This is a genomic window from Stenotrophomonas sp. Bg11-02, assembly GCF_002836635.1.
GTDB lineage: Bacteria > Pseudomonadota > Gammaproteobacteria > Xanthomonadales > Xanthomonadaceae > Stenotrophomonas > Stenotrophomonas lacuserhaii.
On sequence record NZ_PJAY01000048.1, the window covers coordinates 19,701 to 31,974 of the forward strand.

The following is a 12,274-nucleotide window of genomic DNA, read 5'->3' on the forward strand; positions in this document are numbered from 1 at the left end:
AGATTGCGCTCGCGCGGTTGACCATCCCGCCGCAGACTCAGGCCTTCATCGTGCCGGTATCCAGCCAGCGCTGGTGCCAGCTCAGCGCCTCCGGCAGCAGGTGCGGGGTGTGCTTGCCGTAGCTTTCGCGGCTGGCGCGGTCGAAGTAATCCTGCAGCTGCGCGCGGAAATCCGGGTGCGCGCAGTTGTCGATCACCACCTGCGCGCGCTTGCGCGGAGTCAGCCCACGCAGGTCGGCCAGGCCCTGTTCGGTGACGATCACCGATACATCGTGCTCGGTGTGGTCGACATGGCTGACCATCGGCACGATGGCCGAAATGCTGCCGTTCTTCGCGGTGGACGGGCTGAGGAAGGCCGACAGGAAACCATTGCGCGCGAAGTCACCAGAACCGCCGATGCCGTTCATGATCCGCGTGCCCATCACGTGGGTCGAATTGACGTTGCCGTACAGGTCCACCTCGATCATGCCGTTCATGCCGATGCAGCCGAGGCGTCGCACAAGTTCCGGATGGTTGGAGATTTCCTGCGTACGCATGATGATGCGCTCGCGGTAGAAGTCGATGTTCTCCTTGAAGGTCTCGTTGGCCTGCGGGCTCAGCGCGAAACCGGTGCACGAGGCGTAGCTCAGCACGCCATCACGCAGCAGGTCGAGCATGCCATCCTGGATCACCTCGGTGAACGCGGCCAGGTCGCGGAAACCGCTCTTGGCCAGCCCGGCCAGCACCGCGTTGGGGATGTTGCCCACGCCGCTCTGCAGCGGCAACAGGTTCGCCGGCAGGCGCCCCTTGGCCACTTCGTGCTTGAGGAATTCGATCAGGTGCGCGGCGATCTGTTCGCTGGTGGCGTCGATCGGACTGAACGGACTGTTGCGGTCCGGCCCGTTGGTGCGCACCACCGCCACGATCTTGTCCGGGTCGCAGCGCAGCGTGGTCTCACCGATGCGGTCGTTGGCCTGCACCAGTGGGATCGGCTTGCGGTGTGGCGGCAGCGCGGTGCCGTAGTAGATGTCATGCATGCCGTCCACACCGGCCGGCTGCCACTCGTTGACCTCGATGATCACCTTCTTGGCCAGGTCCAGCCAGGTCTTGTTGTTGCCGACCGAGGTGGACGGCACCAGCGAGCCGTCCTCGCGGATCGCCGACACTTCCACCACCGCCGTATCGATATCGCCGTAGAAGCCGAACCACACATGCTGGGCGACGTGACTGAGGTGGATGTCGATGTAATCCAGCTTGCCTTCGTTGATGCGGTTGCGCGCATCCGGATCGCTCTGGAACGGCATGCGCATGGCGATGCCATCGGCCTTGGCCAGCGCCCCGTCCAGTTCCGGGGCGGTGGAGGCGCCGGTCATCAGGCTGATCTGGAACGGCAGCCCCTGCGCGTGCACCGCCTCGATGCGGCGGGCCAGTTCCAGCGGTACCGCCTTGGGGTAACCAGAGCCGGTGAAGCCGCTCATGGCGACGGTTTCACCCGGCTGGATGAGCGCGGCTGCGGCCTCGGCGGAGACCACGCGGTCACGGAGACGCGCGTTGGCGATGCGATCTGCAGGCATGACGACGATGTTTCGTGGGGGAAACCCCGATTATCGGCCAAACCCACCCGTACGGGACCTGCGACCTTGGTGGGATGGCGCTTCCGGCGTGAAGGCTTCTGTACCCTCCGGTATTGTTTTGCAGTGCAGCGTGCAATGTGGTTTTGCAGTCGGCACGATGGACCTGCATCCCGACGTGGGGGAGGGAGCAGAGCCCGCTGGCAGTTCGCTGCAAGCGGGCTTTTTTACGTCTGCAGCGTACAGCTGAATAGGCGCCGGTAGTGACGGCCGCTGGTGGGTGACGACGGTTGGTCGTCACGCTGTCGCCTTGGGTGGGTGACGACCGTTGGTCGTCACGCTGTTGCTTGCCGCTGCGCTCGCCGAGCACGGCTCGGCGCTACCGCTCCCGCCTTCGGTAGTGACGGCCGCTGGTGGGTGACGACCGTTGGTCGTCACGCTGTCGCCTTGGGTGGGTGACGACCGTTGGTCGTCACGCTGTTGCTTGCCGCTGCGCTCGCCGAGCACGGCTCGGCGCTACCGCTTCCGCCTTCGGTAGTGACGGCCGATGGTGGGTGACGACCGTTGGTCGTCACGCTGTCGCCTTGGGTGGGTGACGACCGTTGGTCGTCACGCTGTTGCTTGCCGCTGCGCTCGCCGAGCACGGCTCGGCGCTACCGCTCCCGCCTTCGGTAGTGACGGCCGCTGGCCGTCAACAGGCCGCAGCGCCCTACAATCCTCCCATGACCCAACCCTTCGCGCCGCTCCCCGACGACCTTGTCCCATTGGCTGACCGTGCCCTTGCGCGCTTGGCCGTCGCACTGGGCACCGCGCCGGACCCCGGCCTGCAACCCTTTCTGCGCCAGCTGGCCGTCGCCAGCGATTTCGCCATCGACACCCTGTGCCGACAACCTGCCTTGCTGTCGCATCTGGCCCAGGACGGCTGCCCGCCGCTGGCTCCGCCGGTGCTGGAACCGCAGCAGCCGGCCGACTGGCCGGGCCTGCTGCGACGCTACCGCGCGGCGATGTCCACCCGTCTGGTGTGGCGTGACCTGGCCGGGATGGACAGCGTGCAGCAGACCCTGGCAGGGTCCACCGGACTGGCCGGACAGTGCCTGCAGCTGGCGTTGGGCGCACTGGAAATCGAGTTCGCCAGCCGCCACGGCGTGGTCCGCGATGACGCCGGCAAGGCGCAACGGCTGGTGGTGTTCGGGCTGGGCAAACTGGGCGGCGGCGAACTGAATTTCAGTTCCGACGTGGACCTGGTGTACGCCTTCGCGCAGCGCGGTGAATCCGATGGCGCGCGCCCGCTGGATGCCGATGAATACTTCGCCCGGCTCGGCCAGCGGCTGGCCAAACTGCTCGATGACACCACCGCCGATGGCTTCAGCCATCGCGTGGACCTGCGCCTGCGCCCGTTCGGCCGGGCCGGCCGGGTGGCGATGTCGTTCGCAGCGATGGACCAGTATTTCCAGCGCGAAGGCCGCGACTGGGAACGCTATGCCTGGCTGAAGGCACGCACCGTGGCCGGTGACATCGACGCGGGCGAAGAGTGGCTGGCGTCGCTGCGTCCCTTCGTATACCGGCGCTACCTGGACTTCACCGCGCTGGATGGACTGCGCGACATGAAGGCGGCGATCACCGCCGAAGTGGCGCGGCGTGACATGCACGAAGACATAAAGCGCGGTGCCGGTGGCATCCGCGAAATCGAGTTCCTGTGCCAGTCGCTGCAGTTGATCCGTGCCGGCCGTGAACCCGTGCTGCGCGAGCGGCGGCTGCTGCATGCGCTGGCCGCGTTGGTGGACGCGGGGCAGATCGCCGCCGAAGACGGGGCGGCGCTGCACGAGGCTTACCTGTTCCTGCGCCGGCTGGAAAACCGGCTGCAGATGCTGCGCGACGCGCAGACCCATACCCTGCCGGCCGATCCGCTGGATCGGCTGCGGATTGCGATCGGGCTGGGTTACCCGGACTTCGACAGCCTGCGCGATGCGTTGGCCGTGCAGCAGCAGCGCGTCAGTACCGAATTCGGTGCGCTGCTGGCCCCGCGCAAGGGCAAGGCCGCGCCGGATGCGGTGGCCAGCTACTGGCGCGGCCTGCCCGAACACGGCGACGCGCAACTGCTGGTGGAAGCCGGCTTCGCCGATGCCCACGGCGCCGACCAGATGCTGCGTGATTTCGCGCAGTCATCCGGGGTGAAGTCGCTGTCCGATGGCGCGCGCACGCGACTGGACCGGGTGCTGCCGGCGCTGCTGCATGCCGCTACCCGGTCACCGCAGCCCGATGCCGCGCTCAAGCGCGTGCTGGGCCTGTTGCAGGCGATCCTGCGCCGCACCAGCTACCTGGCGCTGCTGGACGAACAACCCAGTTCGATGGCGCGGCTGGTGGACGTGCTGGCACGCAGCGCGCTGCTGGCCGAACGGCTGGAAGCCTACCCGCTGCTGCTGGATGAACTGCTGGACGTGCGCGTGTCCGGGCCGTTGCCCAGCCGCGAGGAAATGCAGGCCGAGTGCGCGCAGGTGCTGGCGGTGGAAGACCCCGAATCGGCGCTGCGCTGGCTCAACGAGATCCGCCTGGCACTGAGCTTCCGCATGGCGATGGCCAGCCTGGATGGCCGCCAGGGCGCGGTGGACAGCACCCGCCAGCTGGCCGAACTGGCGCAGGTTGTGGTGGATGTCGTGCTGCAGCTGGCACAGGCGGACATGCGCCGCGCGCACGGTGACATCCCCGGCGGGCGCTTTGCGATCATCGGTTACGGCAGCCTGGGCGGGCTGGAACTGGGGTTCGGGTCGGACCTGGATCTGGTGTTCCTGCACGACAATCCCGCCGACGTGGAGGCCAGCGATGGCGCCCGTCCGCTGGAGCCCGGGCGCTGGTATGCACGCCTTGCGCAGAAAGTAATGGCCCTGCTGGGCGCGGTGACCGCCGGCGGACGGCTGTATGACATCGACGTGCGGCTGCGCCCGGATGGCGGCAAGGGCGCGCTGGTGTCATCGCTGGCGAGCTATCGCGAATACCAGCGCGAACGCGCATGGACCTGGGAACACCAGGCGCTGGTGCGCGCGCGCGGCGTGGCCGGTGATGCAGGCCTGCTGGAAGCCTTTGAAGACGTACGCGCGCAGACGGTGGGCCGCGCGCGTGACCGCGAGGTGCTGCACGCGGACATCGTCAAGATGCGCCAGCGCATGCGCGCCGAACTGGACCGCAGCGATGCCGCGCGGATGGACCTCAAGCAGGGCGCAGGCGGGGTGGTGGACCTGGAGTTCCTGCTGCAGGCCGGCGTGTTGGGGGCAGCGTCCGCGCATCCGGCGCTGCTTGCACCCCGTGATACGCGGGGGCTGATCGACGCACTGGCTGCCAGCGGCTGGCTGCCCTGCGAACGCGCCACTGCATTGCAGGCCGCGCACGCCACCCTGCTGGAGTTGGGACTGGCCTGCACGCTGGACCGCCGCCCGCGCATGGCCGCGCCGAGTGATGCGCTGGAACAGGCACGCGCGAGCATCAGCGCCGCGTGCGTGGAAGCAGGCCTCCCATTCGACGCCTGATGCCGGGGTAATGACGGCCGTTGCCGTAGGGGGGAGGCCAGGCTCTAGTGGGTGACGACCGTTGGTCGTCACGCTGTTGCGTTGCCGCTGCGCTCGCCGAGCACGGCTCGGCGCTACCGCTGTTGCTCCGGTAGTGACCACCGTTGGTCGTCACGCCGTTGCCCGGCTCTGGTGGGTGACGACCGTTGGCCGTCACGCTGTTGCCCGGCTCTGGTGGGCGACGACCGTTGGTCGTCACGCTGTTGCGTTGCCGCTGCGCTCGCCGAGCACGGCTCGGCGCTACCGCTGTTGCTCCGGTAGTGACCACCGTTGGTCGTCACGCCGTTGCCCGGCTCTGGTGGGTGACGACCGTTGGTCGTCACGCTGTTGCGTTGCCGCTGCGCTCGCCGAGCACGGCTCGGCGCTACCGGGTTACCTCGCGCCGTGCACCGGCGCCATCTTCCACAACAACGCGCGGAAGGGCGCCAGCAGGCACACGCCGATCGCCAGCTTCACCGCCAGGTCGCCCAGTGCCCAGCTCATCCACGGCAGCGTCGAACCGGCAAACGCGATGCTCCAGAAGATCGCGGTATCCACCGTGGCACTGCAGGTGGTGGCCACCATCGGCGCGCGCCACCAGCTGCCCCGACGCAGCCGATCGAACACAGTGATGTCCAGCAGCTGCGCCACGATGAACGCCGAACAGGACGCCACCGCGATGCGTGGCGTGGCTACCCAGAACGACAGCACCACGGCCAGTGCGAAGCCGGCCCACGCCACCCGGCGGGCCGGGCCCGGGCCGAAGCGGCGGTTGATCAGGTTGCTCACCAGGAACGCGACCGGATAGCTGAAGGCACCCCAGGTCAGCCAGTCGTTGATCGGGTACTGCACCAGCACGTTCGAACCCAGCACCACCGCGCCCATCGCCAGCACCGCCAGCAGCAGCGCGCGCAGGGTCATCGGGGCAAACACAGGGGCAGGACGCACAGACATGGCGAGCCACGGATTCAAAGGAAGACGCGCATTATCCGCCCCGGCAGGGCACGCGGCCAGCCGGGAGCGTTCAGCCGGCAGCCATTACCAGGTGGTGCTGGCGCTGTCTGCCGCGGCGTAGGCAGTGGGTACGTAGGCCAGCTGGCGGCCGGCGGCATCGTGGACGTTCCAGCCGGCCCCGGCCGGGGTCGGCACGAAGGCCACCGTCTGCCCGACCACGAAACCCGCACCGGGATCATCCGCGCGTGCCGGCCATTCCAGGGTGGCGGTCTGGTCGTCCTTGCCCGGCACCTGCAGCTGCACGGTGCGGCCGCCTTCGGTGTTGGTGGTCACCGCTTTGACTTCCATTTCCGGCAGCGGCTTGGCCGGCACCCGCTTGGCGGCGTTGCGCTTCGCGCTGGCTTTGAACGGGGCGGCGGACAGTTCGGCCAGGCCCACCGAAGCGGCGAATGGCACTGATACGGTGAACACGATGGAGATCAGCATCGTGGTTTCGCTGCTGTTGAGGTCGCCGGCGCGTGCAGGCGGGGCCAGCAGCGACGAAGCGAGGATCAGGGCAAGGGCCGGCGTGGCAAAGGAACGGGACATGCGTGTCTCCTGCGGAAATGGGGTCAGGGCGTAGCGGCCGTGGCACCGGCCACGGGAACATGCGGAATGGAAAGTTCCTGCGGCAGCTGCTGGCGTGCGCGCAGGAAGTCGAACACCGATTCCACGGTCACCACCGAATAGTTGCCGGACACGCGCTCGGCCAGGGGATGGTCGGTGGTAGTGGCATTGGCCACTGCCACGCGCGCGCCTACGCGTTTGCCCAGACTGATATGCAGCACGCTGGGCAGGTAGCCGTTAACGCGCAGCCACTCCTGCACCCCGGCGCGATCCTGCAGCGGCGCGGCGCCATCGGCGCTGGCCATCGCGGCGGCCAGCACTTCCAGCACCCAACCGTTGGAGTTCTGGAAATCGGTGCGGTACGGGTAGGCGATCACGTTGTAGCGTGGTTCGTGCAAGGCGTGCGCGGCGGTGGCCGGTGACTGCAGCATCGCCTTCAGGCGGGCCGCCAGGGCGGGCTCGAGCAGGCCGATGCGCAGGTCGGTATGACCGCCGGTTTCACCGATGAAGTTGGCCAGGCCTTCGTAATACAGAAGCGAGCGGTCGGTCTTGCAGCGGTTGAGCAGGTGCACGGCGCGCCAGCGTCCGTCGTCCTCGCGCAGCAGGAAGGCCAGGTGGCTGTGGCGCAGGCCGTAACGGCTGAGGTCCTGTCCGCCGCGCGCGGCGATCACCACCTCCACGTCGGGCAGGGTGTCCAGGCGCTCGGCGGTGGTCCAGGCCACGTCGAACATTGCCGCTTCGGCGGCGGGGGTGGGATAGCGTTCGCGGCAGGTGCCGCTGTCGGCCCGGGCGGTGGCCGGAGCGAGCAGCAGGAGCAGGGCGAGGGATAAGAAAGGACGGTCCATGTCGAGGGCATCATAGACTGAAGCCGGTAGCGCCGAGCCGTGCTCGGTGGGTGCAGCGCGAACAGCGTGACGACCAACGGTCGTCACCCACCGGGTCCCCGGCAGTGACGGCTGTGGTGGGTGACGACCGTTGGTCGTCACGCTGTTCGCGCTGCGCTGCGCTCGCCGAGCGTGGCTCGGCGCTACCAACGTCACAGGCCCAGGCGCTGCTTCACTTCGGCGGCTACGCGCGTGGTCTCACGCAGCGGTTCGATGGACCCGTGGCCCCAGTCCAGCCAGCGCGGCTGCAGCCGGCCGCGTTCGTGCAGCGCCTGCTGGAAGTGACGCATGCGGCCCTGCGCGCTGGCCGCCAGCGCCACCATCACCGGCGCGCGCGTGGCGCTGGCTTCGGACAGCAGGTTCACCGAATCCGGTGATACCACCACCCGGTCGGCCCAGCCCAGCAGCCCGGCATACGGATTCACCCCGTCGCCGCCATCGCCCCAGATCACGTTCGGGATGTCGGCGAAGATGTCACGCAGCGCATCGGCCAGTGCCGGCGGCGTGCGCCGCGAAGTGGTCGCCAGCAGGCTGCCACCCTCTGCGCGGATCTGCGCGGCGAGTTGCGCGAACACCCCGCGCATGTCCTGTTCGTCCCATGCCGCATGGGCGGTCGGCCCGCCCACCAGCAACGCGGTGCGCGGGCCGGGCAGGCTGCGGAAATCGGCAAAGGCGGCCCGCCCCAGCGACAGCCAGTCATCATCAACCGGGTTCAGGCTGCCGAGCAGCGTCAGCACGTTGCCGCCACGCAGGCGGTCGTGTTCGGGCACGATCACCAGGTCCCAGTGGCGCGCGCTGATGCGCGGATCCAGGATCTGTACCACCCGGCTTCCCCGCGCACGCAGCACCCGCAATGCGCCGGCGGCCTGTCGGCCACAGCCTATCGCCAATGTCGGGGGAGTCTCGGCCAGCGCCGCGAATGCCTCGCCGTACCCGTGCCGGATGTCACCGGGCAGGCGCCGGGGCGACAGCCAGCGCCAGGGCGCCTGCGGCACCAGCATCAGGGGTTGGTGGGTGCCCAGACGCAGCGCGCCGGCCAGCGCCACGGCCTGCCGGACGTTGCCGGCGCGGCCATCGGTAATCGTCGAGGGCGCACTCGATCGTTTCACGATTGGCATTAATTCGTTTCAGCCCTGCTGGGTGTTGCAACAGACGCGACACTCTACACTGCCCCGCATGGACCCGGCTGCAGGCCTGTTGGCAGGCAGCACCGGGCTGACGCTCTTTACCTGGAGGATGCATGTCGCACGAACTCGACGCTGCCGCGCTTGACCAGTTGTTCCGTACTGCCCGCACCGCGAATGACTTCCACGACAAGCCGGTGGACGAATCCACGCTGCGCGCGCTGTACGACCTGGTGAAGTTCGGCCCGACCTCGGCCAATTCCAGCCCGGCCCGCTTCGTGTTCGTCACCTCGAAGGAAGGCAAGGCCAAGCTGGCCCCGGCGCTGTCCGAAGGCAACCTGGCCAAGACGATGGCCGCCCCGGTCACGGTGATCATCGCCCACGACCTGGACTTCCACGAAAAGCTGCCCTACCTGTTCCCGCACACCGATGCCAAGGCATGGTTCGACGGCCCGCAGGAAAACCGCCAGAAGCCGGCCTTCCTCAACGGCAGCCTGCAGGGCGCGTACCTGATCCTGGCCGCACGCGCGCTGGGCCTGGACGCCGGCCCGATGACCGGTTTCGATCCGGCCAAGGTGGATGAGGCGTTCTTCGCCGGCACCTCGCTGCGCAGCAACTTCCTGGTCAACCTGGGCTACGGCGACACCGCCGGCCTGTTCCCGCGTTCGCCGCGCCTGTCCTTCGACGAAGCCGCTCGCATCGTCTGAACCGTGTTTATGTTTGAATCGGCCGGTCCCGTGGACGGGTCGATGTTTGCAGTCCATTCCCTTAGCGAAACAATCGAGAGAGAGTCCTGAACATGACCAAGACCACCAAGCTGCTGCTGCCGCTGGCCCTGACCCTGGCGATCGCCGCCTGCTCCAAGCCGGCCGACGAAGCCACCCCGGCCGCCGATGCCGCCGCGACCCCGGCCGCGACCGAACCGGCCGCCACCCCGGCTGCTGACGCCGCCGCTGCCGCTCCGGCTGCCGAGGCGATCCAGATCGCTTCGGGCACCTACAAGCTGGACCCGAGCCACACCGACGTGCTGGCGCAGTGGAGCCACTTCGGCTTCTCCAACCCGACCGCGCACTTCGGCAGCGCCGAAGGCACCCTGGTGTATGACGCGGCCGACGTGACCAAGTCCACCGTGGAAGTGAAGCTGCCGCTGACCGGCCTGAACAGCTTCACCGCCAAGTTCGACGAGCACCTGAAGAGCGCCGACTTCTTCGATGCCGCCAAGTTCCCGGCTGCTTCGTTCAAGAGCACCAAGGTGGAATCGGCCGGCACCAACAAGCTGACCGTGACTGGCGACCTGACCATCAAGGACCAGACCAAGCCGGTCACCCTGGACGTCACCATCAATGGCGGCGGCGAGCACCCGATGGCCAAGGTGCCGGCGGCGGGCTTCGATGCCACCACCACCATCAAGCGCAGCGATTTCGGCGTCGGCGCGTACGCCCCGAACGTCAGCGATGAAGTGAAGATCCGCATCACCACCGAAGCCACCGGCGAAAAGCCGGCTGCCTGATCCACGGTGTGTTGAATGAAAAAAACCCGCCGGCGACGGCGGGTTTTTTTTTGCGGCTTTGGTACCGGGGTAGCGCCGAGCCATGCTCGGCGAGCGCAGCGGCGGCGAATCACCCCAACTGCGTCTGCATCCAGCGGTCGGCCACGGCGATCGGGGTCAGCCGCGGGGTGATCTTCAACGACAGCGCCCGCACGAAATCCTGCGCGGCGCGGCCATACGCCTGGCGCGCGATCAACGCCGCCTGTTTGGCACTGGCCTGCTGCTTGCGCAGCTGCACCAGGTGGATGGAAGGACGGCCCGGCGGGGCGAATTTCTGGTCGCGGCGCAGCATGTCGGCGACCAGGCCGACATCGGCATCGGCCTTCAGCGCCAGCTGGCGGGTTGCCAGCAGCTCGAGCAGCGTGGGGCGCAGTGCGCCGGCCTCGCCATGGGGGGCGAGCACGGTGTCAAAGGCGGAAGGGTCGGTCTGCAGGCGCGAAAGCGCCGCGGCGACGGTGGCAGCAAAGAGGTCGGTCATGCGGCCATTATCGCGTCAATTCGGTAGTGACGGCCGCTGGCCGTCATTACCGGACCGACTATTGCCGCTCCTGGTGGGCGACTAGTGCCGCCCCTGGTGGGCGACGATTGCCGCCCCTGGTGGGTGACGATTGCGGCTCCTGGTGGGTGACGACCGTTGGTCGTCACGCCTTTGCTTTGCAGTTTCAGTCGCCGTCAGTCTCGTCCGCGTGCGCTTTCCAGTACCCGGTGGACCGGATCCAGTCGCGCGGCACCGCATGGTGGCCTTCGAAGAACTTGCGCATCATCCGCGCGCGGCGTGATTCGGTGGCGATCCAATAAAACACATCGCCCTCCGGCGCCTCGACGTCCACCAGCGCATCTTCCAGCAGCGAACTGCTTGCGGCCGGGAAGCCATTGCGCTCCAGCCACTGGATGCGCACGTTGTCACCCTGCGGCAGGTCCTGGCGCTCGGCCTCGACGGCCACTTCGATCAGCACCTGCACTTGCGCCTCCTCCGGCAGGATCTCCAGCCAGCGGGCAATCGCCGGCAGCGCGGTTTCATCGCCGATCAGTACATAGCCATCGTAATCATCGGCCACCTGGAAGGAACCACGCGGACCGCCGACCGCCAGCGTGTCGCCCGGCTGCGCGCGTGCCGCCCACGGCCCGGCCACGCCGTGGTCGCCGTGCAGCACGAAGTCGATGGCCAGCTCGCCGGCTTCGTGGTCCCAGCCGCGCGGGGTGTAATCGCGCGCCACCGAAGGTTCCTTGCCCTCCGGGTAGCGCGGGCCCTCGGGGGTCATGGTCGGCAGCACCATCTCGCCGCTGCGGTTGGGGAAGAACAGCTTGATGTGGTCATCCGGGCCGGGTGAATCGAAGCCAGCCAGGTCGGCGCCACCCAGCACCACGCGGCGCATGTTCGGGGTGACTTCTTCGGTGCGCAGCACGGTCAGTTCGCGGAAGCGGACATCCAGGCGCAGGCGCTTGTTTTCATGGGAAGACATAGGGGATTCCTGAAGAGGGAGGGGGCGCGACAGGCGCGGGGCGACCGGGCTGGCTCAGGCGGGCGGGGTCGCAGGTTCGAGGGATTCGGCCGGCGCAGGCGGCTGGCCGTTCAACAGCGCGGCCGCCTGCAGCAGCAGGGCGGACACCTGGGTGGTTTCGCCTTCCTGCCAGCGTCCGTGGTGGCGCACCAGCGCACTCTTGAACTGGCGCAGGGCATCGCGCAGGTCCGGCGGCATGTCGGCCTTGGCGATCTCGCGGGCACGGTGCCAGGCGCGGTGCTGGGCGGCTTTCACTTCATCGCGGCGGGCCAGCAGTTCGGCGCGGCCGCTTTCGGTGATTCGGAAGCGGCGGCGCCCGGCGTCGTCTTCGGCGAGCACCCAGCCGGCCTGTTCGAAGCTGGCCAGCAAGGGATACATGGTGCCGGCGCTGGGCGTGTAGGCGCGCACGAACAGCTCACTGACGTGCTGGATGAGCTCGTAGCCGTGGCGCGGCGACCGGCGCCTCGAGCCGCGCAGTGAGATGCGCGCGCGCGCCTACACGGCAGGCGGCGTCACCATGCGTCCCTCGCTGTCCAGCGTCGTCCCGGCCGGCGGGGTGCTCGCCGA

The 12,274-nt window shown here is 68.3% G+C and carries 11 protein-coding genes; 3 read left to right on the forward strand and 8 right to left on the reverse strand.

What is annotated here, in order from left to right:
* Positions 1 to 37: 37 nt before the first annotated feature.
* Complete coding sequence (locus tag CXG43_RS03400; protein ID WP_101098683.1) at positions 38 to 1,552, reverse strand: acetyl-CoA hydrolase/transferase family protein; 1,515 nt, start codon at positions 1,550 to 1,552, stop codon at positions 38 to 40.
* Positions 1,553 to 2,271: 719 nt separating this feature from the next.
* On the opposite strand from CXG43_RS03400, the gene glnE reads away from it, so the two are divergent.
* Complete coding sequence (glnE, locus tag CXG43_RS03405; protein ID WP_101098684.1) at positions 2,272 to 5,070, forward strand: bifunctional [glutamate--ammonia ligase]-adenylyl-L-tyrosine phosphorylase/[glutamate--ammonia-ligase] adenylyltransferase; 2,799 nt, start codon at positions 2,272 to 2,274, stop codon at positions 5,068 to 5,070.
* Between the two features lie 411 nt (positions 5,071 to 5,481).
* On the opposite strand, the gene CXG43_RS03410 is transcribed toward glnE, so the two are convergent.
* The 4 genes from CXG43_RS03410 to CXG43_RS03425 form a co-directional block, all read right to left on the reverse strand.
* Positions 5,482 to 6,042, reverse strand: a complete 561-nt coding sequence (locus tag CXG43_RS03410; protein WP_101098685.1) for a queuosine precursor transporter — start codon at positions 6,040 to 6,042, stop codon at positions 5,482 to 5,484.
* Positions 6,043 to 6,126: 84 nt separating this feature from the next.
* Complete coding sequence (locus CXG43_RS03415) at positions 6,127 to 6,630, reverse strand: hypothetical protein (protein WP_101098686.1); 504 nt, start codon at positions 6,628 to 6,630, stop codon at positions 6,127 to 6,129.
* 23 nt (positions 6,631 to 6,653) lie between these two features.
* Complete coding sequence (locus CXG43_RS03420; RefSeq protein ID WP_101098687.1) at positions 6,654 to 7,493, reverse strand: DUF2145 domain-containing protein; 840 nt, start codon at positions 7,491 to 7,493, stop codon at positions 6,654 to 6,656.
* A 191-nt stretch (positions 7,494 to 7,684) separates the two neighbouring features.
* Positions 7,685 to 8,644 carry a mitochondrial fission ELM1 family protein gene (locus CXG43_RS03425; RefSeq protein WP_101098694.1) on the reverse strand — a complete coding sequence of 320 codons (960 nt, stop codon included), beginning with the start codon at positions 8,642 to 8,644 and terminating at the stop codon, positions 7,685 to 7,687.
* 128 nt (positions 8,645 to 8,772) lie between these two features.
* On the opposite strand from CXG43_RS03425, the gene CXG43_RS03430 reads away from it, so the two are divergent.
* Entirely contained in the window at positions 8,773 to 9,363 is a 591-nt protein-coding gene (locus CXG43_RS03430; protein ID WP_101098688.1) for a malonic semialdehyde reductase, read from the forward strand.
* A 92-nt stretch (positions 9,364 to 9,455) separates the two neighbouring features.
* Positions 9,456 to 10,166 carry a YceI family protein gene (locus CXG43_RS03435; protein ID WP_101098689.1) on the forward strand — a complete coding sequence of 237 codons (711 nt, stop codon included), beginning with the start codon at positions 9,456 to 9,458 and terminating at the stop codon, positions 10,164 to 10,166.
* Positions 10,167 to 10,275: 109 nt separating this feature from the next.
* On the opposite strand, the gene CXG43_RS19395 is transcribed toward CXG43_RS03435, so the two are convergent.
* The 3 genes from CXG43_RS19395 to CXG43_RS03450 form a co-directional block, all read right to left on the reverse strand.
* A complete protein-coding gene (locus CXG43_RS19395) occupies positions 10,276 to 10,683 on the reverse strand; it encodes a hypothetical protein (protein WP_232767570.1) in 408 nt (135 codons plus the stop codon).
* Between the two features lie 184 nt (positions 10,684 to 10,867).
* A complete protein-coding gene (locus tag CXG43_RS03445; protein WP_101098690.1) occupies positions 10,868 to 11,668 on the reverse strand; it encodes a siderophore-interacting protein in 801 nt (266 codons plus the stop codon).
* Between the two features lie 54 nt (positions 11,669 to 11,722).
* Positions 11,723 to 12,190: a PadR family transcriptional regulator gene (locus CXG43_RS03450; protein ID WP_101098691.1), complete on the reverse strand. Its 468-nt coding sequence runs from the start codon at positions 12,188 to 12,190 to the stop codon at positions 11,723 to 11,725.
* Between the last annotated feature and the right edge of the window lie 84 nt (positions 12,191 to 12,274).